Source organism: Bartonella elizabethae F9251 = ATCC 49927, assembly GCF_000518165.1.
GTDB lineage: Bacteria > Pseudomonadota > Alphaproteobacteria > Rhizobiales > Rhizobiaceae > Bartonella > Bartonella elizabethae.
Map to the genome: position 1 here is coordinate 373,847 of NZ_JADB01000001.1, position 24,059 is coordinate 397,905.

General features: G+C 38.3%; 23 protein-coding genes. 10 read left to right on the top strand and 13 right to left on the bottom strand.

Features of this window, described 5'->3' with window-relative positions; translation table 11 throughout:
* Positions 1–277: 277 nt before the first annotated feature.
* Positions 278–754: a tRNA (cytidine(34)-2'-O)-methyltransferase gene (locus T429_RS0101840; protein ID WP_005773833.1), complete on the bottom strand. Its 477-nt coding sequence runs from the start codon at positions 752–754 to the stop codon at positions 278–280.
* A 552-nt stretch (positions 755–1,306) separates the two neighbouring features.
* Between T429_RS0101840 and petA the strand changes: the two genes are divergently transcribed.
* The 4 genes from petA (at position 1,307) to T429_RS0101860 (ending at position 4,551) form a co-directional block, all read left to right on the top strand.
* Entirely contained in the window at positions 1,307–1,855 is a 549-nt protein-coding gene (gene petA, locus T429_RS0101845; protein ID WP_026500836.1) for a ubiquinol-cytochrome c reductase iron-sulfur subunit, read from the top strand.
* Positions 1,856–1,859: 4 nt separating this feature from the next.
* Positions 1,860–3,116 carry a cytochrome b gene (locus T429_RS0101850; RefSeq protein WP_005773831.1) on the top strand — a complete coding sequence of 419 codons (1,257 nt, stop codon included), beginning with the start codon at positions 1,860–1,862 and terminating at the stop codon, positions 3,114–3,116.
* On the top strand, positions 3,110–4,006 hold the full coding sequence (locus T429_RS0101855; RefSeq protein WP_005773830.1) for a cytochrome c1: 897 nt from the start codon (positions 3,110–3,112) through the stop codon (positions 4,004–4,006). The genes T429_RS0101850 and T429_RS0101855 overlap by 7 nt, the downstream gene beginning before the upstream one ends.
* 104 nt (positions 4,007–4,110) lie before the next feature.
* Positions 4,111–4,551, top strand: coding sequence for a PRC-barrel domain-containing protein (locus T429_RS0101860; protein WP_005773828.1), 441 nt, complete (start codon positions 4,111–4,113; stop codon positions 4,549–4,551).
* 164 nt (positions 4,552–4,715) lie between these two features.
* Here T429_RS0101860 and ychF read toward each other — a convergent pair whose 3' ends face one another.
* The gene (gene ychF / locus T429_RS0101865; RefSeq protein WP_005773827.1) at positions 4,716–5,819 is read right to left on the bottom strand and encodes a redox-regulated ATPase YchF; all 1,104 of its coding nucleotides are present in this window, start codon (positions 5,817–5,819) and stop codon (positions 4,716–4,718) included.
* 239 nt (positions 5,820–6,058) lie between these two features.
* Between ychF and T429_RS0101870 the strand changes: the two genes are divergently transcribed.
* A complete protein-coding gene (locus tag T429_RS0101870; protein ID WP_005773826.1) occupies positions 6,059–6,802 on the top strand; it encodes a L,D-transpeptidase in 744 nt (247 codons plus the stop codon).
* Between the two features lie 375 nt (positions 6,803–7,177).
* Here T429_RS0101870 and pth read toward each other — a convergent pair whose 3' ends face one another.
* Entirely contained in the window at positions 7,178–7,759 is a 582-nt protein-coding gene (gene pth, locus T429_RS0101875) for an aminoacyl-tRNA hydrolase (RefSeq protein ID WP_005773825.1), read from the bottom strand.
* 76 nt (positions 7,760–7,835) lie between these two features.
* Positions 7,836–8,465 (bottom strand): 50S ribosomal protein L25/general stress protein Ctc, encoded by a 630-nt coding sequence (locus T429_RS0101880; protein WP_005773824.1) that lies wholly within the window; start codon positions 8,463–8,465, stop codon positions 7,836–7,838.
* A 286-nt stretch (positions 8,466–8,751) separates the two neighbouring features.
* On the opposite strand from T429_RS0101880, the gene T429_RS0101890 reads away from it, so the two are divergent.
* The gene (locus T429_RS0101890) at positions 8,752–10,251 is read left to right on the top strand and encodes a helicase HerA domain-containing protein (RefSeq protein WP_005773823.1); all 1,500 of its coding nucleotides are present in this window, start codon (positions 8,752–8,754) and stop codon (positions 10,249–10,251) included.
* Here T429_RS0101890 and T429_RS0101895 read toward each other — a convergent pair.
* From T429_RS0101895 to lgt, 4 genes are all read right to left on the bottom strand, one after another.
* A complete protein-coding gene (locus T429_RS0101895) occupies positions 10,248–11,180 on the bottom strand; it encodes a ribose-phosphate pyrophosphokinase (RefSeq protein ID WP_005773822.1) in 933 nt (310 codons plus the stop codon). The two genes, T429_RS0101890 and T429_RS0101895, sit on opposite strands and share 4 nt — an antisense overlap.
* Before the next feature lie 495 nt (positions 11,181–11,675).
* Positions 11,676–12,458 carry a peptidoglycan editing factor PgeF gene (gene pgeF / locus T429_RS0101905; protein ID WP_005773821.1) on the bottom strand — a complete coding sequence of 261 codons (783 nt, stop codon included), beginning with the start codon at positions 12,456–12,458 and terminating at the stop codon, positions 11,676–11,678.
* A 99-nt stretch (positions 12,459–12,557) separates the two neighbouring features.
* Positions 12,558–13,637 (bottom strand): class I SAM-dependent methyltransferase, encoded by a 1,080-nt coding sequence (locus T429_RS0101910; RefSeq protein ID WP_005773820.1) that lies wholly within the window; start codon positions 13,635–13,637, stop codon positions 12,558–12,560.
* Positions 13,612–14,490: a prolipoprotein diacylglyceryl transferase gene (gene lgt, locus T429_RS0101915; protein ID WP_005773818.1), complete on the bottom strand. Its 879-nt coding sequence runs from the start codon at positions 14,488–14,490 to the stop codon at positions 13,612–13,614. The genes T429_RS0101910 and lgt overlap by 26 nt, the downstream gene beginning before the upstream one ends.
* Before the next feature lie 303 nt (positions 14,491–14,793).
* On the opposite strand from lgt, the gene T429_RS0101925 reads away from it, so the two are divergent.
* Together T429_RS0101925 and T429_RS0101935 are read left to right on the top strand one after the other, a co-directional pair.
* Entirely contained in the window at positions 14,794–15,051 is a 258-nt protein-coding gene (locus T429_RS0101925; RefSeq protein WP_005773817.1) for an accessory factor UbiK family protein, read from the top strand.
* Between the two features lie 381 nt (positions 15,052–15,432).
* Positions 15,433–15,933 carry a type III secretion system chaperone family protein gene (locus tag T429_RS0101935; protein WP_005773816.1) on the top strand — a complete coding sequence of 167 codons (501 nt, stop codon included), beginning with the start codon at positions 15,433–15,435 and terminating at the stop codon, positions 15,931–15,933.
* 46 nt (positions 15,934–15,979) lie between these two features.
* On the opposite strand, the gene T429_RS0101940 is transcribed toward T429_RS0101935, so the two are convergent.
* The gene (locus T429_RS0101940; RefSeq protein ID WP_005773815.1) at positions 15,980–17,320 is read right to left on the bottom strand and encodes an ATP-binding protein; all 1,341 of its coding nucleotides are present in this window, start codon (positions 17,318–17,320) and stop codon (positions 15,980–15,982) included.
* An 8-nt stretch (positions 17,321–17,328) separates the two neighbouring features.
* Positions 17,329–18,033 carry a response regulator gene (locus tag T429_RS0101945; RefSeq protein ID WP_005773814.1) on the bottom strand — a complete coding sequence of 235 codons (705 nt, stop codon included), beginning with the start codon at positions 18,031–18,033 and terminating at the stop codon, positions 17,329–17,331.
* Positions 18,034–18,154: 121 nt separating this feature from the next.
* Between T429_RS0101945 and T429_RS0101950 the strand changes: the two genes are divergently transcribed.
* The gene (locus T429_RS0101950) at positions 18,155–18,805 is read left to right on the top strand and encodes an MBL fold metallo-hydrolase (protein ID WP_005773813.1); all 651 of its coding nucleotides are present in this window, start codon (positions 18,155–18,157) and stop codon (positions 18,803–18,805) included.
* A 59-nt stretch (positions 18,806–18,864) separates the two neighbouring features.
* Here T429_RS0101950 and T429_RS0101955 read toward each other — a convergent pair whose 3' ends face one another.
* The 3 genes from T429_RS0101955 to T429_RS0101970 form a co-directional block, all read right to left on the bottom strand.
* On the bottom strand, positions 18,865–19,545 hold the full coding sequence (locus T429_RS0101955) for a BA14K family protein (RefSeq protein WP_005773811.1): 681 nt from the start codon (positions 19,543–19,545) through the stop codon (positions 18,865–18,867).
* A gap of 975 nt (positions 19,546–20,520) precedes the next feature.
* Entirely contained in the window at positions 20,521–22,656 is a 2,136-nt protein-coding gene (uvrB, locus tag T429_RS0101965; protein ID WP_005773810.1) for an excinuclease ABC subunit UvrB, read from the bottom strand.
* Between the two features lie 277 nt (positions 22,657–22,933).
* Positions 22,934–23,239 (bottom strand): SH3 domain-containing protein, encoded by a 306-nt coding sequence (locus T429_RS0101970; RefSeq protein ID WP_026500838.1) that lies wholly within the window; start codon positions 23,237–23,239, stop codon positions 22,934–22,936.
* A 334-nt stretch (positions 23,240–23,573) separates the two neighbouring features.
* On the opposite strand from T429_RS0101970, the gene greA reads away from it, so the two are divergent.
* Entirely contained in the window at positions 23,574–24,047 is a 474-nt protein-coding gene (gene greA, locus T429_RS0101975) for a transcription elongation factor GreA (RefSeq protein WP_005773808.1), read from the top strand.
* Positions 24,048–24,059: the final 12 nt, after the last annotated feature.

The window sequence follows — 24,059 nt, forward strand, 5'->3', positions numbered from 1 at the left end:
CATTCACAGATGGTGATATGAAATGGAGGTAATGGGCACTAAGAAACGTTTATTTTATCAGCACTTGGGTATTGGGCAATGGCAGGTGTTATACGCTTTAACTATATTTATAGGATAGCTTATGAGCTTTTAGAGGCTTTATTCCAGAAGTATCGTTGAAAAGTATGCGCTTTTAAGATTTGTAAAATTCTTGAAAAATAGTTTTTTCTATTTATTTGAAAACCAGAGTTTATGTATTTTGATATTCTATTAATGCTTTGATAGAAGTGTTGTGTTTTTATAGATTACAGTTTTCTTCATAATAACCAATTTGGCGCAGTGCTTCTCCTGTTGTTATGGCTACACTCATGGCGAGATTGAGAGAGCGTGCCTGTGGTTTCATGGGAATTTTCAATGTGTAATCGACAGCTTCATGGACATAATCGGGAACGCCAGCTGATTCACGACCAAAAAGTACAACATCATTTTTTTGATAGTCTATCTGCGTATAGCATGTTTTTGCTTTTGTACTTAAAAGCAAAAGACGGCGGTTAAAGTGTTTCATAGAGCTTAAAAAATGTTGCCAATCCATATGTCGTTCTAAGGAAGCATATTCGAGATAATCCAATCCTGCACGTTTGAGATTACGGTCCGACAGGTTAAAGCCTGCGGGTTCAATAATGTGCACATGTAAACCAAAACAAGCACTAAGACGTAAAATTGTTCCGGTATTACCAGCAATATCAGGTTGGAAAAGAGCTATATGAAGTGTCATATTCTCTGTAATATGATTTTTTTCAGCTTTGTAAAGAAGTGCTGTAATTTATTCGAAAAATATGGTCAAGAAATATATGATTTTTGTATTTATTTTTTATGCACTTTAAGTTTCAGGAAAAAGTTACGGTCAAAGATTTGTTTGAGATAAGAGGGAACCTCATGATTCGGGATTTTCTTCGATTGAGCGATATGGTGCAAAGAAAGGATATTTAATGAGGTTGGATCTTTCATTGGGACGGAGATTTGACCATAACAAGAAAGTTTTTTCTTTAAGCGTCTCGGTTTTTATCAGGGAAGGGAAAGGTTTTGATTGATTGAATAGGAACAGAGGTTTGAAATAAACCTAGGATAGTTAGGTTTCTTATTTACTTTGTAGGATGATAAATTATCGTTAAACTAGGTTTTTGTATATCAGTTATTCAAAGAGTTGAAATTTTTTACAGAGGTATTTTTATGGGTTAAGACAGTGGTGATTGATCCAAGCATTGTGCAATGGGAGAGGGTATGATAAAAAGATGTTTTAGCAACGTGTCTCTTTGAAGTTAAGGCAATGGGTGAGCAGACGAGGCGGGATTTTCTGTTTTTGGTAACAGCTGTTGCAGGAGCAGTTGGAATGGGGATTGTTGCGTGGCCTTTTATCCGTCAGTTCCGCCCAGATGAGGCTGTTTTGGCATCTTCTTCTGTTGAGGTTGACCTTTCCGGTATTGAAGAGGGGATGTCGGTGACGGTGAAATGGCGAGGACAGCCCGTTGTTATTCGAAACCGTACGGCAAAAGAAATCGCTGATGCGCGCGCTACGAGTTTGAGTTTTCTAAAAGATCGCCAAGCCCGCAATCCTAATCTTGAAGGTGAAAAAGAAGCGACGGATTTTGCGCGTTCAGCCGGTAAAGGCCGTGAAAATTGGCTTATTGTCATTAATCTTTGTACGCATCTAGGCTGTGTAACACTTGGGCAATCGGGGAAATTTGGAGGGTGGTTGTGCCCGTGTCATGGGTCTGTTTATGATACCGCTGGAAGAGTGCGGTCAGGTCCAGCGAACTATAATTTGGCGATCCCCCCTTACCAGTTTCTTTCTGATACTTTACTCAAAATAGGATAAGGTCATGACAAGGTTTCCTCCTTATTGTCCTAAAAATGCTCTTTCCCGTTGGTTTGATAAGCGTTTTCCTCTTCCTCGTTTTTTTTATAATGCATTTGTGATTTTTCCTGTTCCGCGTAATCTTAATTACTTTTATACGTTTGGCGGTATTTTGACCCTTATGCTTTTATCACAGCTTTTGACTGGTCTTGTCTTGTCATTGCATTATGTTCCAGATATTCATTTGGCTTTTGAAACGGGTGAACGATTTCGGCGTGAAGGCCAGTTTGGATGGCTTTTTCGTCCATGGCATAGTGTAGGCTCTTCGTTTTTTTTTATTGCCGTTTATATCCATTTGGCGCGCGGACTTTATTATGGGTCTTATAAAAATATGCGAGAAATGGTGTGGATCACAGGGATTTTTATTTATATCATCATGATGGCAATCGCATTTTTTGGTTATGTGCTTGTTTGGGGGATGATGTCTATTTCAGCCGCCTCAGTGATTGCAGGGCTTTTAAAAACGATACCTTTGGTGGGAGTATGGTTACATGAAACACTTCTTGGTGGTTATGGTGTAGGACAACCAACATTGAATCGTTTTTATGTTTTTCATTATGTTCTATCATTTGTTTTGCTTCTTTTTGTGGGACTTCATATTTGGGCAATCCATTGTGTGGGGCAGGGAAATCCAACGGGTCTTGCTGTACAATCAGATAAGGAAACGGTACCGTTTTCGCCTTATGCACTTATCAAAGATATTTTTGCCATTACTGTTTTTTTGATCTTTTTTGCTTGGTTTTTATTTTATATGCCCGATTATATGGGGCAAGCCGAAAATTATAGCGTGGCCGATCCTTTAAAGGCACCGCTTCGTGTCGTTCCAGAATGGTATTTTTTGCCTTTTTATGCGATGCTGCGTGCTATAACTTTTGATATCGGTATTTTTTCTTCAACTTTTGTGGGCTTTGTTCTCTTCGTCAGCTCGATTCTCGTATTAATTTTTGTCCCGTGGTTAGATCGCTCTAAAATATGTTCGGCAAGGTATCGGCCTATTTATAAAATTTTCTTTTGGGCGTTGGTTTTTGACGTCGTTTTTCTTGGTTGGCTGGGTTCAAGAGAAATAAGTGACAGAATTCTTTTATGGACGCAATTGGCTACGATTTATTATTTTATATTCTTTTTGGTTATTTTGCCGATTTTGCCTACGTTTGAAAAAAGTCGTCCTCTTCCTTCTTCGATTATGCAAGATCTGCAACAGGAAAAAAAGAGATTATGGTAAATGTTTTTATTGGATTGATTATTATTACTATGAGCTTTTCTGTTCAGAGTGGGGGCAGTCATGCCTCTGATCGATTGGATCAAGAGGAGGAACTGACTTCTTTTCCTTTACGGATTCCTACAAAACAAGAATGGAGTTTTTCAGGACCATTTGGGTTTTATGATAAGGCGCAATTGCGGCGTGGGTTAAAGGTTTATAAACAAGTTTGTTCCAGCTGCCATGGGCTAAAATATGTGGCTTTTCGCCATTTAAAAGCTCTTGGCTATGATCAAGAACAGATTAAAGCTTGGGCAGCACAATATGAAGTGCGCGATGGTCCTAATCGTGAAGGAAAAAATTTTAAACGTCCTGGGGTCGCAACGGATTATTTTCCTTCTCCTTTTGCAAATGAAGAAGAAGCAAGATTTGCTTTAAATGCTGCGTATCCTCCGGATTTATCATTGATGGCACGGGCACGTGGCGTATCTTTGCCATTTCCTGCTTTAATTACTGATGTGTTAACGCATTATGATACAGCCGGTCCAGATTATATTACCGCTCTTTTAACAGGATATCAGGAAGCGCCAAAGGAGGTAGAAGTTGCAGATGGTTATTGGTATAATCCTTATTTTATTGCCAGTAATTCTTTAACCATGGCGCCTCCTTTGAGTGATGGTGTCGTTACTTATGAAGATGGAACCCCCCAAACTGTTGAACATTACGCGCGTGATGTTGCTGCTTTTTTGATGTGGGCTGCTGATCCTCATATGGAAATTCGTAAAAAAACCGGTTTTCGTGTTATTTTATTTTTAATCATTTTTGCAGGACTTGTTTATATTTTAAAAAATCGTATTTGGTGTGGTTTGGAGGTAGAAACAAAAGAGGAAATTAAAGAGAAAAGGACAAGGTGACCTATCTTGAAAGAGTAGAAAGTATAAAGAACATAAGGAACAAATCTGTTTATGATGCATTGAGGTTTTATAAAGTAAAAGCAAAGTAAAACGGAGATGTTAAAATGAAAAAAATTGTATGTACTACTCTTATGTCAATTTTGATGCTTTCTAGTACTTATGCTCAGTCTTTTGAAATGCCTTCTAAACATGAAATAATTTCTTCGACGGGTATTGTACAGGTGGGGATCGATAAGTCTGTGCGTTATGTAACGCCTTTAGCAACGGACTTTGTTGCTTCCAGCCTTATAGGCGCCGATGTTTATAATATAGAAGATGAAAATATTGGTGAAGTAAAAGATATTATTCTACGTGAAAATAATATTGCGGGATTTGTAATTGCTGTTGGCGGTTTTCTTGGTATAGGGGAGAGTTATGTGGTCGTTTCTCCAGAAACAATCCAGATGACAAATGATTATGGTAAGTGGAAACTTATTACAAATGCCACAAAGGATTCTTTAAAAGATGCTCCAACATTTAAATATGAAGGGCATTGGGCACGCTAATTTCATATTTCCATTTTTTAATAGACAAAGAGGTTGCTACCATAATAACATGGTAGCAACGGTTTTTAGTTCAGAAGAACTTGGGAGTTTTTGCAATACTCTTCTATAGACTTATTACAAAATCTTCAAGATAAAATGCTAAAATATTAAGGGAGAGTGAAGAATTAAGTATTATGTTTAAATAACATGATATCACCATCTTGCACAATGTATTCTTTTCCTTCATCGCGAGCCTTTCCTGCTTCTTTTGCACCGCTTTCTCCCCCCAGAGCAATATAGTCATTGTAGCTGATCGTTTGGGCACGAATGAAGCCGCGCTCAAAATCGGAGTGAATAACGCCGGCAGCTTGGGGAGCTTTTGTACCACGCGTAATTGTCCATGCTCGTGTTTCCTTAGGTCCGCAGGTGAAGTAAGTAATGAGATCAAGTAAATGATAACCAGCGCGAATAAGGCGATTTAAACTTGGTTCAAAGAGCCCTAGAGCATCGAGATATTCTGATGCTTCAGCATCACTCAATTGTGTGATTTCCGCTTCAATAGAAGCAGAAATGATAATGCTTTGTGCATTTTGTTCCGTTGCCATTTTTTCAACTGCTTGGGTAAAGTTATTTCCATGAGCGGCATCATTTTCGCTTACGTTGCAAACATAAAGTACAGGCTTGGAAGTGAGAAGATTTAAGCTCTTTAGAATATGGTGTTCATCTAAAGCGATATCTTTGAGTAATAACCGGACAGGATTTCCCTGTTGCAGAATATTTAATGCTTTTTCCATAACGGGGAGAATTGTAAGAGCTTCTTTATCTTTTCCAATTGCTCGTTTACGGATTTGTACGATTCGTCTCTCCAGACTTTCGAGATCCGCCAGCATGAGTTCAGTTTCAACGGTTGTCGCATCAGAAATAGGATCAATACGTCCTTCTACGTGAGTGATATCTTCATTTTGAAAACAGCGTAAAACATGGATAATGGCATCGACTTCGCGAATATTGGCTAAAAATTTGTTCCCTAAACCTTCGCCTTTTGAAGCGCCTCGTACAAGCCCCGCAATATCAACGAAATTAATGCGTGTAGGAATAATTTCTTTTGAACCAGCGATTGATGCAATTTTTTCCATTCGTAAATCAGGAACAGCAACTTCACCGGTATTGGGTTCAATGGTACAAAAAGGATAATTGGCAGCCTGTGCAGTGGCTGTTTTTGTTAATGCATTAAAAAGAGTTGATTTACCAACATTAGGTAATCCAACAATACCGCATTTAAATCCCATGAGAATCTTTCTTTTCTGTTGATTTTATGCTCAAGATAAAATTTGTATAGCATATTTTCAGAAGAGTTATAGTCTTTGTATTGTGATAAGTGAGAAAAAAGTTTACAGTAATAAATAATCTGCTTTTTTACCTTCTAAAGTTCTTAATTTAAGAAAACTTCCAGTTAATGTTAATAGTGTGCTAAGTTTTTCATGGTACGCAAATCTGCATAAATAGTTTAATCGGAGAAAATAGAAGAGTGTTATCTCGTTGTGCCTTTTTAATTGCAGCACTTTTAGCTTTGGCTGGATGTGCTACAACACGTCAATCAGATATGTCATCAGCTTCTTTTCAACAAGCTCGATACATTCCACCAGAAATACAGGCTTTGTACGGTCCTGTAACGAATGAAACTTATCCGTTACCTGCTGTTGATCTTGCAAAAATTGATCCAAAGTTTTGGCGACAAGAAGTGATTTATTATACATCTTATCCACCTGGAACGTTGGTTATCGATACGCAAGAATGTTTTCTTTACCTTATTGGTGAAAATGGGAAAGCTTTACGCTATGGAATTGGGGTCGGTAAGGAAGGCCTAGCATTTGAAGGTGAGGGGGTTGTGCAGCGCAAGCGTCGCTGGCCAAATTGGGCACCTACTGCAGCAATGATGGCTCGAGAACCAGAACGTTATGGTCATTTGGGGAAAGGAATGCCACCAGGGCCCGATAATCCATTGGGCGCACGAGCACTTTATCTTTTCAAAAATGGGAAAGATACACTTTTCCGTATTCATGGCTCACATGAATCTTGGTCGATTGGGCGTGCGATTTCAAGTGGGTGTATCCGTTTGCTTAATCAAGATATTATTGATCTTTATGATCGTGTTCCCGTTGGTTCACGTGTCGTGGTGTTACAAAACAATAGGAGTGTGCCTACAGTTTACAGTCAACAATCAAATGGCTACGATCCGCTAGAGTCAACCATTCAGGCAAATGATTTTTAATTTGAGGGAGAAGATTGGAGAGAGCCATTTGAGTATTTTGGTTTTCTATTCAATCTTCTCTTTTTCAAAAGGTCTGTACAAATATCATAATTTCCTTTGTTAGCTTTTCATGTTTCACCAACAGGCTTTACCTTTGATAAGACTTATAAGAGGCATTCTCCTTCTTTTTTCAAGAGATTTTATCCGTATACATCTCGAATTTGTGAGGTGTACGCCAATGGTTTTGATTGCTTTCATTATCAATAGATTTGAAATGAATCTTAGGATATTTGACGCTTTTATTCAGCTTACAAAAAATTAATTTTATAAATCAATGTATTATATAAAATTTCTATAGAGAAGTGTTGATTTTTTGCCAATAAGAGAAATAAGCGATTAGGATAAGTTTTTGTTTTTTATCGTTTGTGAAACTTCATTCATAAAGAGAGATTTGTCACCTTTTATGAGGAGAGTAATATTTTTTGCAAGGGTATTTAAGAGAGGGAGCAACCATTCTTGATCAGATTTGGTAAAATTTCCTAGAACATGTTGATGAACAAGTTCTTTGCTTCCAGGATGACCAATTCCTATACGCAGACGACAATAGTCAGTACCACAATGGGCATCAATAGACTTAATACCATTATGTCCATTATTTCCTCCCCCAATTTTTATACGAACTTTCCCCGGTGATAGGTCTAACTCATCACAAATGATGATCAAATTCTTTAAATCTAATTTGTAAAATCGCAAAGCTTCGCCAATAGCTTGTCCCGAGAGATTCATGAAAGTTTGCGGTTTTATAAGAAAAATTTTCTCATTATTTATGAAACCATTGGAGATTTCTGCTTGAAACTTCTTCGACCATGGAGAAAAAGAAAAGGACTGATAAATAGCATCGACAGCCATAAAACCAATATTATGGCGGTTATTTTGATATTGGGAACCAGGATTGCCAAGACCAGCAATAAGCCACATATGTACCTTCAGTCAAAGTGTGAGGGGAGTATACGTTTCATAAATGAAGGCGGGAAAGATTCCCGCCTGTTGCGTTTTATGAAGTTGGCGCTTCATCTTCATCCTTTTCTTGTTCGGAAGTTTCATCAGTGATATCTAGGCTAGCGGGAGCTGCAATGGTTGCAATGGTAAAGTCCCGATCTTGGATGATGGGTGTCACATCTTTTGGCAGTTGAACGGCTGAAATGTGAATAGAATCACCAATAGAGTAGCTGGAGAGGTCAATTTCGATAGCTTCAGGAATAGCATTCGCTGGAGCTGTACATTCAATTTCGTGACGAACAATATTGAGGACACCACCCTTTTTAATTCCAGGTGCGGTATCTTCATTGAGGAAGTGGACAGGAATATTCACTTCTACAACGGATTTTGCTGAAATGCGTAAGAAATCGACATGGAGTGGAAAGTCACGCACAGGATCCAATTGGTAATCTTTTGGCAAGACCATAATTTTTTGCTTGTCAAGAACAATTGTTGCAATGGTGGTCCGAAAGCCACCGGCGTGGATTTTGTAGAAAATTTCCTTATAGGGAACTGTTATTGCCAAAGGAGGTTGTTTTTCACCATAAATGACAGCAGGGATAAGACCGTTGCGACGAAGTTCACGGGAGGACCCCTTACCAACCCGCTCGCGTTTTTCGGCCTTAAGAGTGTAGCTTTTACTCATAATTTAAGTCCTTTTTACATGATTGGAGATCCTTCAAAAACAATAATAGTTTTTGCATGGATATGAAGATATGCGCTAGAAAACAGCGATTGCTCCATTCTACGTTGCCTCCAAGGGTGTCTACGTAGAAGTTTGTTCTATAATTCAAACTCTTCATAGATGCAAGAGTTGTGGGAAAAATCGATGATTTCTACCGTAAAAAAGGAGGAAATGTTACAAACTTCCGTGTGGATGGAGAATCAACCAATAGGCGCTGATATGTTTAAAATCAAACACTGGAGATGTTATGAAGGTTGAGATTGCCTTGGGTGAGATGTCAGAAAGTCGTGCTTTGCATAAATCGATGCCAGCACTTCTTGATTTGGAAGAATTATTGGCGACACGTCTTCTTGTACAAGGGAATTCCGGTTCAGGAAAATCACATCTTTTACGCCGTCTTTTAGAACAAAGTGCTAAGTGGGTACAACACTGTGTGATTGACCCAGAGGGCGATTTTATAACTTTGGCCGATAAATTTGGGCATGTTATTGTAGAGGCTCAACGAAGTGAATTAGAGTTGACGCGTATTGCCCATCGCATTCGGCAACATCGGGTTTCGGTAGTTTTTAATCTTGAAGGGTTGGATACCGAACAACAGATGCGTGCTGTGGGGGCTTTCCTTGGAGCATTGTTTGATGTGGAGCGTGATTATTGGTATCCAATGCTTATCGTTGTCGATGAAGCACAATTGTTTGCGCCGACTGCGGCAGGAGAAGTTTCCGATGAAGCGCGTAAAATTTCTCTAAGCGCTATGACCAATCTTATGTGTCGAGGACGTAAACGTGGTCTTGCTGGTGTTATTGCAACACAACGTTTAGCTAAGCTTGCCAAAAATGTTGCTGCTGAAGCTTCAAATTTTTTAATAGGGCGGACTTTTTTAGATATTGATATGATGCGTGCAGCTGATCTTTTGGGGATGGAGCGCCGTCAAGCGGAAATGTTTAGAGATCTTGAGCGGGGACATTTTATCGCTTTAGGTCCAGCTTTATCACGACGTCCCTTACCGATTATCATTGGTTCGGTTGAAACTTTAGCACGCTCTTCTAGCCCTAAATTAATGCCACTTCCAACAGAGAACATAGATGCAAAAGAACTCGTTTTTACGGCTTCACCAGAGGAAATTTTAACGCCATTTAAACAAATACGAGAGCCTATGAGAGAAAAATCAATGCATGAGATGTTAGAGGAGGTGGTGCATAAAAAACAAGAGGACTTAGAAGACCCCCCGAGTTTATTTCCTGAACTTTCTGATGTTGAGCGAGAGAGTCAAGCAGAACAAGTTATTCGGGAAATTCTTGAGGATCCTGAGGCTTTTTATCGTTCAACAGCGGTGCTTTATCAAGATTTTTCGGTTCGTTGCCGTATCCATGGTATGTCTAAGGTTCCTTTTAATCTTTCACAATTTCGGCGTAAATTGGCGATTGCGCAAGCTTTTGTCGATGAACAAACAGCTGTCAGTGAACATTGGAAATATATTTTGCAGATATCAGAAAGTTTGGAAGATGATGTCCAAGGAGTCTTCTTGAATGTGGCACAGGCTGCATTGGGGGGAAAGCCATGCCCATCTGATGCATTTTTAGCCCGTCTTTATGGGACACACTCTCTAAGTCGTGCACGTCGGCTTTTAACCTACTTTGAAGAACGCGGCCTTATTGTTATTCATACGCATTTTAGTGGTCAACGCATCGTTGCATTTCCTGATCTTGGTGTAGAGACAGCACCAGGGGATCCAAAAGAACCGCTTTAACCAAATAAGCTGGAAACGGATTGCTCTGCTGCTGTTCTGGCAATTGCTTCTCCAATGAGGTCGGCAATGGGCAAAACGCGAATATTATGAGCTTTCTCAATGGCTCCTGTTGGCATAATTGAATCTGTAATAACCAATTCTTTCATTTCTGAATGGGTAATGCGCTCAATAGCACTCCCAGAAAGAACACCATGCGTGATATAAGCCGTGACACTATTGGCACCGTGTTGAAGCAGAGCACTTGCTGCATTGCATAAAGTTCCACCTGAATCAACAATATCATCCAGCAGAAGACAATCTTTCCCCGATACATCTCCAATAATATTCATAACTTCTGATTCACCAGGACGTTCACGACGTTTATCGACAATAGCAAGCAAACTGTTCAAGCGTTTAGCGAGTGAGCGAGCGCGCACTACACCACCCACATCAGGTGAAACAACAATAACATTTTCAAGAGAATAATGCATTTTGACATCGCGAGCAATGACAGGAACAGCATAGAGATTATCCGTAGGGATATCAAAAAAACCTTGAATTTGTCCCGCATGAAGATCCAATGTTAAAACGCGATGGGCGCCGGCTTCAGTAATCAGGTTGGCAACAAGTTTTGCAGAAATAGGAGTCCGTGGTCCAGGCTTTCTATCTTGGCGGGCGTAGCCAAAATAGGGTATCACCGCTGTAATACGACGCGCAGAAGAACGACGAAGGGCATCAATCATGATGAGCAATTCCATTAAATGATCATTTGCAGGATAAGATGTAGATTGCAAAACAAACACATCTTGGCCTCGTACATTTTCATGCAATTCTACGAAAATTTCTTGATCAGCAAAGCGCTTTACAGTTGCTTTACCTAAGGGGATGTTCAAATAATTTGTAACATCTTCAGCGAGACGTGGATTAGAATTTCCGCAGAAAAGTTTCATAATAGAACCTCTGAATAATCATGGTAGGAATGCAACAGGTTTTTTAGTTTCTTTTTATTAAATTGCAAGAAAACAATTACAAAAGCCTTACAATTTTATTGATTATTGTTAAAGAGCTATGCGGTACGTTTTCTCTTTTTCCCAAATTTTTGTTCCCTGTAGAGTTGATTCTTGGAATTGCTAAGAAAAAACAAAGGCTGCCGTTTATTTGTATGGGAGGATCTACGATAGAAAAAAATTTTTATCTCTATAAGATTTATATATTACTTGATTTAAAAAATAGCTTCAATGGTATTTTATGTTTAAATAATGACGTATTAAAGGTCATTATAATCGAACATTGAAAAGAAGAGTTCGTTTTATTTCTCATCGCGACAGTTTTCGTGTTTATGACGCCAATAAGGATTTTTATGAAAAAAGCACTTTAGAAAAAAGCGTACTTATTTTACCGAAATTATTTTGTTTGCGGTTTTGAGTTTTTTGTGAGAAAAGAATTTATTTCAACATAATAGCAGAAATTTGCCGCCCATCATCAGGTTCATTGCGGTGTCTTGCACGTCGATAAGAAAAAAAATGCTGTTCATCTTGATAGGTACAAAGCTCTACACAAGAAGCATTAACGCCTGCTTCTTTGAGTTGATTGATAATAAATGCCCATAGATTAAAATGAAAGTGATTGACTTTTTCTGTTTTTAAAAAATATTTTTGAAATTTACTGTGACACTCAATAAATTGGTTACAAAATTCACTTGTTACTTCGTAGTGGTGTGGACCAATACAAGGTCCAAGAGCTGCTGTTATTGATTGTCTTTGGGCTCCCTGTTTTTCCATAACAGCAATTGTTTTCTCAATAATTCCATTTAAGCTTCCGCGCCAGCCAGCATGCGTTGCGGCAATAACCCCAGCTTTTGGATCAGCAAACAGTATTGGGCCACAATCTGCTGTAAGAACTCCAATAACGAGACCTGATGTAGTCGTGACAAGAGCATCAGCTTTAGGAGGTTGTTCACCGATAATTGCTTGATGAGCGACGATGACATCAGAAGAATGTATTTGATTAACCGTGACTAAACTTTGCGATTCAACGCCAAAATAATCAGCAATAAAAAGACGACTTTGTACAATATGTTCAGGTTGGTCGTTTGGTCTTTTTCCTACATTAAAGCTATGAAAGTTTTTTGAAACACCAGCTTGACGTGTAAAAAATCCATGTTTTATCCCATGGGAGTATAAAGTAGAGAGATTTTTTGCAAGGATGGGATGAGGGATAGGCTTCATAAAAGTTCCTTATGGGGTTATTTGAATGGTGGGGTGATGTTCCTATTTGTCGACGAACATTTCAGAGAATGATGTTCTTATTGATAAAATTGCCGATCATTAAAATTGGGGAGGTATAGATATATTTTTATCACTGAAATATAAAACTTTAAATAGTTTGCCCATTTGATCTGGACCAGCGAGCCGTTCGATATCTTGGCAGATTTTATCTTGCAAGGAAGCGCTTTTGCCCACTCCAAGTTGTTTTGCACGCTCCATGAGCCCCATTTTAAAAAGAAATTCTCCTTGCTCGAAGATTTCAGCAAAACAGCCCTGTTCAAGAGCTATATTTTTTAAAAAAGAAAAATTAACATGGGATGTTAAGTCATGTTCACCAGGGGCATCAAAAACATCCCGAAATTTATGTTTTGAGAGTGCTTGCAAGGTATCGCCAAAGGCAAGATCACACGCACCATAGTCGATAAGCAAAGCAGAACCTGTGACTTGTACTAAATGGTGACTAATTTGTTGCATGAATTGATGGCGTAAGGGAGCATGTTCAAAAATTGTCCCGTCAGGGACTTCAGAACAATAGGTTTGTAGACAAGAAGAAGGAAGTTTATGTGGGGCAGCAATAAAGATGAAATCTCCATTTTGATTGACGGTAATACAGCGTTCTTTCCATTCTCCATTGACTTTAATATATTGGTTGATGGGGAGTGTATCGAGGAATTCATTGCCAATGAGGAAGAGAGGTTTTAAAGGAACTAGATTAAAATTTTCAATGCTATGAATTTGTTTTTGATAAGAGGAAAGGCGCTTTTTTTGTTCTTTTGCAAGCTTTTTACTTATTTCGATCAGAAAAATTTCAGCAGCATTAAATGCTTTTGTCGAAAGTCTTTGGATGGTTCGCAAAATGTCATCCATCAAAGTTCCACGTCCTGGACCTATCTCGGCAAGAATAAAAGGCTGAGGACATCCTTGAGCTTTCCAGCTTGCAAGAATCCAAATGCCAATCATCTCTCCAAATAATTGGCTTACCTCGGGTGCAGTTATGAAATCACCAGTGCGTCCAAAAGGTGTTTGTGTTTGATAATAACCAAATTGAGGATCTGTGAGCGCCAATGTCATATATTCACTGACAGTAATGGGCCCATGAGATGCGATGATTTCTTTAATTTTTTCTTTGAGGGGTGCCATTTTCTGTGGATTTGTCTTTAAATGCTTGAAGGAGGAGATAAAATCCTAAAAGAAGCATGGGAAGAGATAAAGCCATGCCATAGGTAAAGCCTGTAGAATGGAAAAGGGTCGAGAACCATTCTGGATCTTCTTGAGGAGCACGGTAAACTTCTGAGATACTGCGTGCTATTGCATAGCCTATAATAAATATTCCTGACACAGTTCCACGGCGTTTGAATGCTTTGAAGGCAAAAATAACAATGAAGAGAAGAATGAAGAGAAGAAATCCTTCCATAAAAGCTTCGTAAAGTTGGCTTGGATGGCGCGGTAAATAGTAAGGATCTAGGGGAAAACAAACTGCCCAAGGTTGCGTGGTAACGTTACCCCATAATTCTTGATTGATGAAATTGCAGATTCGTACAATGCCAATACCGATAGGGGCACCGGCAGCAATGATATCAAACATCGCTCGTATATTGATGTTATTTTTACGGGCGAATAAAATCATTGCAATGATAATGCCAATAAGACCACCGTGAAAAGACATTCCCCCATCCCATACAGCAATGATAGCACTTGGATGGCTAAAGTAATAAAGAGGATCCCATACAAGGACTTGTCCTAAACGCCCTCCAACAACAACACTTATGGCAGACCAGACAACAAAATCTCCAATCTTTTCTTTATCCATAGGAGGGTGGTTTTTACGCCATAGAGATGGTTTTTTTAATAATTTTTGCGCATACCACCAAGCGAAAAGAATACCCACGACGTAACCAAGCCCATACCAATGAAGTGTTATGGGGCCTAGCTGGATAATGACAGGATCAAGAAAAGATGGAAAAGCAATGGCTGGACAGACAAGATTGTTCATGAATTAAGCACTTTACATTATATAAGATGGATATGAAGTGACTCTGATGGCAAGGAATGACAGATGAATGTACAATGGTCAAGTCAAGAAGATGATAAGCTTAGAAGCGCAATAAATTTCCACTTGTTTATTATGGTAAAAAATTACGGCGATAAAAAGGAATATAAAAATTTTTAAACAAAATCATCATGAAAAATATGCATAGTAGAGTAAAAATAGAGTAAAAGGAACAAATTACAGTATCTAAATGTTATGAGGATACGCTATAATGCGTGCGTCGATTAAAATTTAAGGAAAAATGTTATGCGTAATGGATCAAACCGTATTCTTGATGAATTAGCAAAATTAGCAACAGATGCTGCTGATGTTGCACAAGGTATACGACGTGAAGCTGGAACAGCTTTTCGTGTGCAAGCTGAAAAGATAGCCAATAAACTTGATCTTGTTTCACGTGAAGAATTTGAGACCTTTAAGGAGATGGTGCTGAAAGTCCATGCTGATAATGCTGATTTGAAAAAGCGTCTTGATGATTTAGAAAAAAAGCAGACACGAAAAAAATAAAATAGTTTCTCTAAAAAAAGAATCTTCAAAAAAATATCCCCAATTTTTCAATATGATGCGTGGAACTAAAAAATGCTTAATCTTGAGTCTGTTAGAGCGGCATGTTTGTTTGTTTTTAATTTTTTTGGGGGTAAAATACGTTTTTTTGAATCAGGGGGGCTGGCGCTATGAAATTGTATCAATACACTGAAAAGACTTGATGATTCGTTTTATGATTATCAGGTTTCCCTAAAGAGCGCGATTGTGTTCTGGGGGGCGGGTAGTGTGGGTGTTTTTAATGTGTATTTGTTAGGTGTAACGGTTCTGATTGTAACAAAATATTGTTACAATTTAAGCGGTTTATATTCTGTTGACAATGTTTTAAGATGATTGAGGATTGTGATGAGGCTTGCATTTTGCGCCACAGAAAGAAAAGAGCATCCTGTTGACTTTATCGAACAGATTGCCTGTGAATATGATTGGTCATTTGAGCGGGATGCCCAAGATGAAATTAGCGTTTGTGTGGAAGGGAAACGGGCAAATTATCGTCTTGCTTTTTCATGGATCGAAGAGCAGGAAGCTCTGCATTTGGCCTGTTCATTTGATCTTTCTATTGATAATACTCGAACAGCGGAAATACAACGCTTATTACTCGCGATTAATGAAAAATTGTTATTGGGGCATTTTGATTACTGGCAAAGGAATAATTCGGTTATTTATCGGCAAGGTCTTCTTTTGGCTGGTGGAGTGCATCCATCCTATATACAGGTTGAAACATTGTTGATACACGCACTTAAAGCCTGTGAAAGCCATTATGTTGCCTTTCAGATGGTGGCGTTATCGGGAGAAAGCGCTTACAAGGCACTACAGTACACTTTGTTTGAAACTGTAGGGAATGCCTAAAATATAAAGTCTGTTATTATTTACAAACGGTTTGCTGAAAGATTGCTCATAGGGGGATATCAAGAATAGCGCGTAATCCCCCAAGTGGGCTCTCATCCAATTGTATATTGCCACCATGGCTGCGTGCTATATCTTGAGCAATAGAAAGGCCAAGTCCTGTTCCACTTGCATCTTGATTTCGTGCTTTATCAATTCTGAAGAATGGCTTAAAAACTTCTGTACGCATATCTTTATGAATTCCAGGCCCATCATCGTCGATGATCAATATAAAAGATTCTTGTTGAGAGTTGGCTGTTAGTTTAATGGTTGTACTGTGAGAAAATGCATTTGAGACAAGATTGCTGACCAAGCGTGTGAAAGCACGGGGACGTACGTGTATCTGTGTAGGACCTTTAATAGTATAAGAAAATTGACGTTTGTGAAGATGTGCATCGGCGGAGAATTTTTGCATAAGAGCATTGAGGTCAAAAGTCTTGACACTTTCACTTCCTTCGCCACGGGCAAAAGCAAGATAATCTTCTAACATATTTTGCATATCACTGACATCTTGCTCAAGCGGCTTAATATCAAAATCAGTATTGGCTAATGCTAACTGAAGTTTAAAGCGTGTAAGAATGGTTCTTAAATCATGGCTCACACCTGAAAGCATCATAGTGCGTTGTTCTATTTGCCGCTCAATACGTTCGCGCATTCGTAAAAAAGCAATGCCAGCACGACGAACTTCATCGGCTCCTTGTGGTTGAAATCCTTTTGGTAAAGGACGACCACGTCCAAAACTTTCAGCTGCTTCAGCGAGTTGTTGAATGGGTTTAATTTGGTTGCGCAAGAAATAAATTGCTATCAGTAATAAAACAAGGGCTGTTCCTACCATCCAGCTTAAAAAAATAGCAGTATTGGAAGCATAAGCTTGGCTGCGTGGCGCAAAGACGCGCAAGATGTTGTGACCAAGATGGATACGGATTTCAACAAGGTCAGAATCCCCTACGGTATCAATCCAGAAGGGACGATTGATTTGGCGGGTGATTTCTTCACTGAGAAAATAATCAAGAATTGCAAAAAATGGCTTAGGTCCTGGAGGGGGTAAGGGGCTAGGAGAGAGAATAGAAATGTTTAATCCCATACGTTGTTGTGCAATACGTTTGATTTCTTCATAGTTATCTTGTTGCGGATATGTTTCAATAATATCAATAATGGCTGAAATATCATGCACAACAGCCATTGAAAGACGCTCCGTTACCATTTGCCAATGCCGTTCCATAAAGACGTAAGCAATGACCGTTTGCAGAAGCACCATGGGAGCGATAATAATGATCAAAGAGCGAGCATAAAGCCGTTTAGGCATCTTTTTCGTTAACCATCGAAAAAAAAATCTTAAAGGTTTGATCATTCTTAAGCCTATTCAATTGAGAGCTTATACCCTATTCCTCGCACGGTTTGAAGCCATATAGGCAGTGCTGGATTTCTTTCGATCTTACGACGAAGGCGGTTGATTTGTACATCAATAGCACGTTCACCAATAGTTTTGTCATTCATTGCAAATTGATGGCGCGGAATAATGCTCCCTGCATTTTCGGCGAAAATGACCATCATTTTTTGTTCTTTATCGGTTAATTTAATAATTTCTCCTCCCCTTTTGAGTTCGCGTCGTGAAATTGAAAAAATATAAGGCCCAAAAACGATTTGCTCAATTTTGGGTTGGCTAAGGGAAAAACCGCGTCGTAAAATGGCGTTGATGCGAAGAAGAAGTTCACGAGGATCAAATGGCTTAGCCAGATAATCATCTGCACCTGCTTCTAATCCATGGATACGATTATCTATTTCTGATAAAGCTGTGAGCATGAGGATAGGAACATCTTTTGTTTGGCGCAGTGAGTGGGTAAGACTAATACCGTTTTCGCCAGGCATCATGACATCAACGATAAGAAGATCAAAATCTAAACTTGCCAATAATCGCCTTGCTTGATGAGCATTGCCTGAAACTGAAACACGAAATCCATTTTTAATAAGAAACTGAAATAAAAGATTGCGAATACGTGTATCGTCATCAATCACAAGAAGGTGAGGGGCATCGTCACACAAAACTTGAATGTGATTGGTCATTCTTCAAAACCTTTAAACTATTTTTTCAAAAGATTTAATTTTACATAAGTTGCATAAAGCTGTCGAGCAGGCTATCCTATAGAAGGAAGGGAATATTCCTTATAAGCTTGAAAAGGGTTTCATGAGTCATTTTAGTACACATATTATTCCGGTTACGCCTTTTCAGCAGAATTGTACTCTGCTTTTTGATAAGGAAAAAAAAGTGGGAGTTTTAGTGGATCCTGGTGGAGAGTGGCTTCGAATTCAAGAAGTCATTAAAAGAATGAATATTACCGTTGAAGCGATTTGGATAACGCATGGTCATTTTGATCATGTGGGTGCGGCAATGCAAGCAAAAGAAGCACTTGGCGTTAAAATTGTCGGTTCACATTGCGATGATAAGCCTGTGATGGATTCTGTGGTTGAGAGTGCAAGAAGCTATGGTATAATGGATGCCTCTGTGTGTCTTCCTGATCAATGGTTAGAAGATAACGATAGTGTCCATTTTGCTGGACATGTATTTAGGGTTTTTCATACACCAGGGCATTCTCCTGGTCATGTTATTTATTTTAATGAAAAAGAACGTTTTGCTTTACTGGGGGATGTTCTCTTTCGAGGTTCTATTGGGCGTACAGATTTTCCTTTTTGTTCTCATGAAAAATTGATGAAATCACTTCGAGAAAAAGTTTTACCTTTAGGGGATGATGTTCGTTTTATCTGTGGGCATGGTCCTGGAAGCTATATAGGTTATGAACGTCAGTGGAATCCTTTTCTTCAAGATCTAAGAACATAACCCCCAAACGCTTTAAAGCGTTTGGGGTTACTTAAAATCTTCTTAGCAAAGCAGAGATGTTAGTTCAATGGAGCATAACAAAAATGGTTTTGTCCATCATAGCCTCGAAAAGTACCTGTTTGGGGATTGAATGAACGGTACTTTTTCTTGCAATATTGAAGCCATCCACGAGTCCATGGTTGCTGGAGTGGTTGGTATGTGGCTGTTGATTGAGATTCATAAATGATTTGGGTCTCAGGAACTTTTTGATACACCACTTGCGGAACCTCTTGATACACGACCTGTCTTTGTGGAACGGGTTGATAGATAATTTGTGGCTGTTCTGGTTTTTTCAAAACATTGCCAAGAATTGCTCCGGCTGCAAGACCAAGAATACCTGCTGCTAAAGCATCTCCTGAGTTATCGCGTGTTACATAATGCTCATGGATATGACGATGTGTTGTCTTTTTGCGTTCAACATAACGATATGTTTTGCGTTCGACATGATGACGATTATGTTCTCGTCTTTTATGGTCAACATGATGGTGGGGATGCGTATGAGAAGAAGGAAAATAGGAATGCATTCCTTTCCTCATATCTTCCATTTGCTTATCCATATTTCTTCTCATATCATTTATTTGTTGATCAATATGACTTTCACTATGCATCCATTTCATATCTGCAAGCGCTGTGCTTAAAGGGACAAAAACGGTTGCCATCGATACAACTGATAATACCGCTAATTTACTCGATTTTTTCATAGCGACACTCCTTAACTTCAATACATATTTTTTACATCATACACGTGATAAACTGAATATAACCTGAATGACTTTTGACTTTATTTTGACAAAACGAATAAAAGGCTATTTGGTTGAAAAAAAATGATAAAGTAAACAGAGAATAAAGATCGCTTTTCATAAAAAATACTCTATTAATGTCGATTTACAAAAATTATTTTATAAAATTTCATTTTTTACAGGAGGAACAAAATTTTTTATTCAGTAGATAATTTCTGCATCAACTAATTCCATATAACCTAAAAAAATAAAAATATGAATCAAAAATATCATCAATTTTATCATAAACTTATACCTTTATAACGAAGAGATATGTTATATTTTTGAATTCATAGATAATTGTTCATTTTTTGATAGGTTCAATCTTTTATATTAATGCGCATTTTTTTATCAGGTGTAAGTCGGATGTTTTTTGTTTTATCATAAACAGGTTTGAAATGAGAAAATTTTACGGCGCTTTTGGTTCTTATGCACTATAAAAAACGATAAATTACATTTATAAATAAATCTTCTGGATTATAAAAAATATTCTCTTTAATTTATTATTATTGATTGAGAGTTTAGATTTTTTTTAATCTTATAACTTTTGAGCATAACATATTTAAATTAAAAAACTTTTTCTAAAAATCCTCATATTTAAAGTTTTTTAAGGGATCCTTATTTTCTTTATATGAGACAATTTCTATTGAAGTATACAGTATGTTTTGTTTGTGAGTATTTCGCGTGGGCTTTAAGAAATTCAAGTTTTATTTGAAAGTCTTTGAGATTTTTAGATTATTTGTTGAGGAGAGTTTTTTGTTTTTTTTTGCCATTTTATGAAAAGTATTTTGTGAGATTTTTTAGTTTTCAAAGCGTTGGTATCTATGAGTGAATTTTCGTGATCAAGATTTATGTCACTTAAGAGTTAAGGGGAACATGGGAAAGGTGTTCGCGATACTATTTTAAGGGATCATCCGCGATTGCGAGTTCTATTTTCTGGAGTTTTTTTATTTCATCACGAAGGCGTGCTGCTTCTTCAAAATTAAGATCGGCTGCTGCTTTACGCATTGATTTTTCAAGAGATTGAATATGGCTGGCTAAATTGTTGTGATCCATATTACTTTGCGTGATAAAATCAGGAATATTTGTAGGAGTTTGATAGTTTTCACTGGCCACATTGAGTATATCATCAATATTTTTTTTGATACTGGTTGGTGTGATATGGTGCTCTTTATTATAGGCTATTTGTTTTTTTCGACGTCTTTGTGTTTCTTGTAAAGCACGTTCTATAGAGCCCGTCATTGTATCTGCATAAAGAATAACGCGACCATCTACGTTTCGTGCGGCGCGTCCTATGGTTTGGATGAGCGAGGTTTCTGAGCGCAAAAAACCCTCTTTATCGGCATCTAGTATAGCAACAAAACCACATTCTGGAATATCCAAACCTTCTCGAAGGAGGTTGATCCCAATGAGGACATCAAAGGTGCCAAGTCGCAGATCACGAAGAATTTCAATGCGCTCTAACGTATCAATATCGGAATGCATATAGCGTACGCGAATACCCTGTTCGTGGAGATATTCCGTTAAATCTTCGGCCATACGCTTGGTTAGGACCGTGACCAATGTACGGTAGCCTTTTTGAACTGTTTTACGAATTTCATTGACAACATCATCGACTTGAGTACATGCTGGACGAACTTCTGTTTCTGGATCAACAAGCCCAGTTGGGCGGATAATTTGTTCAGCAAAAACACCATGGGATTGTTCCATTTCCCAGCGTCCAGGCGTTGCAGAGACAGCAATTGTTTGTGGGCGCATAGCGTCCCATTCTTCAAAGCGCAAAGGACGGTTGTCCATACAGGAAGGGAGGCGAAAACCATATTCTGCTAGAGTGGCTTTTCTGCGAAAGTCACCGCGATACATGCCGCCAATTTGGGGAATCGTGACATGGCTTTCATCGATAAAAACAAGAGCATTGAGTGGAATATATTCGAATAAGGTTGGTGGTGGTTCACCAGGATTTCGTCCTGTTAAATAACGTGAATAATTTTCAATTCCCAGACATGAACCCGTTGTTTCTAACATTTCTAAATCAAAAATTGTACGCTGTTCTAAGCGTTGTGCTTCTAAAAGACGACCGGCGTCATTCAATTCATCAAGGCGTTGAACGAGTTCTCGTTTGATCAATTTCATTGCTTGATTTAAGGTTGGACGTGGTATTACATAGTGTGAATTGGCATAAATTTTAATAGATTGGAGGTCATCTGTTTTTTGTCCCGTTAGAGGATCAAACTCAGTAATTTTTTCTACTTCATCACCAAAAAGCGAGATACGCCAAGCACGATCTTCAAGGTGAGCAGGAAAAATTTCAATGGTATCACCTCGCACACGAAAGGAACCACGAGTGAAATTAATGTCTTGTCGATAATACTGTTGAGAAACTAAATCAGCTAGGAATTTTCGTTGATTGAGTTTGTCCCCTTTTTCTATTTGGGAGGTCATGGCCGTATAGGTTTCTACGGAACCAATTCCGTAGATACAGGAGACAGATGCGACGATAATAACGTCATCACGCTCTAAGAGGGCGCGTGTTGCAGCATGGCGCATCCGGTCGATTTGTTCATTAATAGAGGACTCTTTTTCAATATAAGTGTCAGAGCGTGCAACATAGGCTTCGGGTTGATAATAGTCATAATAAGAAACAAAATATTCAACAGCATTGTGAGGAAAAAAGTTTTTAAATTCTCCGTAAAGTTGTGCGGCAAGCGTTTTATTGGGGGCTAAGATGAGAGCTGGACGTTGTGTTTTTTCAATGACTTTCGCCATCGTATAGGTCTTTCCCGAGCCAGTAACCCCCAAAAGCACTTGTGTATGTTCATTTTTTTCAATTCCCTCAACCAGAGTTTTAATAGCTTGAGGCTGATCTCCCGCCGGTTTAAAGGATGTTTTGAGTTGAAATGGAATACCGCCTTCAGATTTTTCAGGACGAATAGGGCGATGAGGGGTCCATAATGCACCATTTTTAAAAAGAGGATTACCTGAAGCAATGAGAGCAGAAAGAGCTTCTACGGTTGCAGTAACACCATTTTTCATTGTTGTATCCTTTGAGAGAAAACTTCTGGTGATTTTAAAGAAAATACTAATTTTTACAATTTTATTACAAGAACAGCAAAACATTATTGAATGATTTGTTTTGGTTTATTGGCGCTTTCATGAGTATATTGATCAAGTTTTTTCTATGAGAGGAGTTCTTCGAAATGTTTCTTTAGTAGAGGCATATTTGTAGCCGCTCGTAGGATATTATTGCATTCTTGCCATGCTGATCTTCAAGAGGGGGTATGAGTTATTATGGTTGTTATGAAGAATAATCCTATGGGGTCTGTTTTGGAACTAAAGACATTGTGTATGTGTGATAAAGGTCATTGCCATCTTTAAATGATAGATAACGCGATGATACCCAACCTATTTGAGCGTTATGTCGAATATGGCACCAATTTCCTTCACAGTTTTTAACAAAAACCAATTCTCCAGCAGAAATTAAGCCACAAACTGCATACTGAGTGCTCGGTCCTGTTCTAAAATTAAGATTTGTTGTCACAAAAGCATCTGCTGCTTTAGATATTGTTGTGGCTAAAAAGAAAGAGCCAAACATAAAAAAAATGACGAATTTTTTCATTTTTCTACAAAGAACTTCTTTAGAAATTATCCCTCTCTCTTTATATACCGTATGATTTCTTTTGCTAGACTATGATAAAACAAAAAAAATTACAATTTTTTCTTCTTTATAAGACTTTAAAGAGGAGAATGAAGTTTAACGTTTTAAACACCAAAATGAGATGTTTTAAACACTATTAGTGCATGTTTTGTTCCCTTTATTTATTTTTATATGGAAAACAGGGATACTGTGCTATATAATGAGGAAGATCGTAGTTTTCGGATTCCAAAAGTAATTTTGGAAGCCGTTTTTTGTGTTTTTATTAAACCTTCCGTGTAATAGAAAGGGACGGATTATGGAAAAAGTTCCGATGACTACAGCTGGTTTTGAAAGTCTTAAAGAAGAGTTGCGTTGGCGTCAACAACAGGAACGTCCACGAATTATTGAAGCAATTTCTGAGGCGCGTGCCCATGGTGATTTATCAGAAAACGCCGAGTATCACGCTGCTAAAGAAGCTCAAAGTCATAATGAGGGGCGTATCAATGAGCTTGAAGATTATATCGCAAGAGCAGAAGTTATAGATGTCTCTCGTCTTTCAGGCGACAAAATCAAATTTGGAGCGACTATTAAACTCTTAGATGAGGATACTGAAGAAAAAAAGGTGTATCAGATTGTAGGGGATCAAGAAGCTGATGTAAAGATTGGTAAAATCTCTATTTCTTCGCCGATTGCACGTGCACTCATTGGCAAGCAAGAGGGTGATGTGATTGAAGTGAATGCCCCTGGTGGTGCGCATAATTACGAAATCATTAAGGTTCAGTACATTTGAATATCTAAATAG

Excerpts from the sequence above, each read along its gene's own strand:
- T429_RS0101840 (WP_005773833.1), bottom strand. The coding sequence starts at position 754 with ATGACACTTCATATAGCTCTTTTCCAACCTGATATTGCTGGTAATACC.
- petA (WP_026500836.1), top strand. The coding sequence starts at position 1,307 with ATGGGTGAGCAGACGAGGCGGGATTTTCTGTTTTTGGTAACAGCTGTT.
- T429_RS0101850 (WP_005773831.1), top strand. The coding sequence starts at position 1,860 with ATGACAAGGTTTCCTCCTTATTGTCCTAAAAATGCTCTTTCCCGTTGG.
- T429_RS0101855 (WP_005773830.1), top strand. The coding sequence starts at position 3,110 with ATGGTAAATGTTTTTATTGGATTGATTATTATTACTATGAGCTTTTCT.
- T429_RS0101860 (WP_005773828.1), top strand. The coding sequence starts at position 4,111 with ATGAAAAAAATTGTATGTACTACTCTTATGTCAATTTTGATGCTTTCT.
- ychF (WP_005773827.1), bottom strand. The coding sequence starts at position 5,819 with ATGGGATTTAAATGCGGTATTGTTGGATTACCTAATGTTGGTAAATCA.
- pth (WP_005773825.1), bottom strand. The coding sequence starts at position 7,759 with ATGTGGCTTATTGCTGGTCTTGGCAATCCTGGTTCCCAATATCAAAAT.
- T429_RS0101880 (WP_005773824.1), bottom strand. The coding sequence starts at position 8,465 with ATGAGTAAAAGCTACACTCTTAAGGCCGAAAAACGCGAGCGGGTTGGT.
- T429_RS0101890 (WP_005773823.1), top strand. The coding sequence starts at position 8,752 with ATGAAGGTTGAGATTGCCTTGGGTGAGATGTCAGAAAGTCGTGCTTTG.
- T429_RS0101895 (WP_005773822.1), bottom strand. The coding sequence starts at position 11,180 with ATGAAACTTTTCTGCGGAAATTCTAATCCACGTCTCGCTGAAGATGTT.
- pgeF (WP_005773821.1), bottom strand. The coding sequence starts at position 12,458 with ATGAAGCCTATCCCTCATCCCATCCTTGCAAAAAATCTCTCTACTTTA.
- T429_RS0101910 (WP_005773820.1), bottom strand. The coding sequence starts at position 13,637 with ATGGCACCCCTCAAAGAAAAAATTAAAGAAATCATCGCATCTCATGGG.
- lgt (WP_005773818.1), bottom strand. The coding sequence starts at position 14,490 with ATGAACAATCTTGTCTGTCCAGCCATTGCTTTTCCATCTTTTCTTGAT.
- T429_RS0101925 (WP_005773817.1), top strand. The coding sequence starts at position 14,794 with ATGCGTAATGGATCAAACCGTATTCTTGATGAATTAGCAAAATTAGCA.
- T429_RS0101935 (WP_005773816.1), top strand. The coding sequence starts at position 15,433 with ATGAGGCTTGCATTTTGCGCCACAGAAAGAAAAGAGCATCCTGTTGAC.
- T429_RS0101940 (WP_005773815.1), bottom strand. The coding sequence starts at position 17,320 with ATGATCAAACCTTTAAGATTTTTTTTTCGATGGTTAACGAAAAAGATG.
- T429_RS0101945 (WP_005773814.1), bottom strand. The coding sequence starts at position 18,033 with ATGACCAATCACATTCAAGTTTTGTGTGACGATGCCCCTCACCTTCTT.
- T429_RS0101950 (WP_005773813.1), top strand. The coding sequence starts at position 18,155 with ATGAGTCATTTTAGTACACATATTATTCCGGTTACGCCTTTTCAGCAG.
- T429_RS0101955 (WP_005773811.1), bottom strand. The coding sequence starts at position 19,545 with ATGAAAAAATCGAGTAAATTAGCGGTATTATCAGTTGTATCGATGGCA.
- uvrB (WP_005773810.1), bottom strand. The coding sequence starts at position 22,656 with ATGAAAAATGGTGTTACTGCAACCGTAGAAGCTCTTTCTGCTCTCATT.
- T429_RS0101970 (WP_026500838.1), bottom strand. The coding sequence starts at position 23,239 with ATGAAAAAATTCGTCATTTTTTTTATGTTTGGCTCTTTCTTTTTAGCC.
- greA (WP_005773808.1), top strand. The coding sequence starts at position 23,574 with ATGGAAAAAGTTCCGATGACTACAGCTGGTTTTGAAAGTCTTAAAGAA.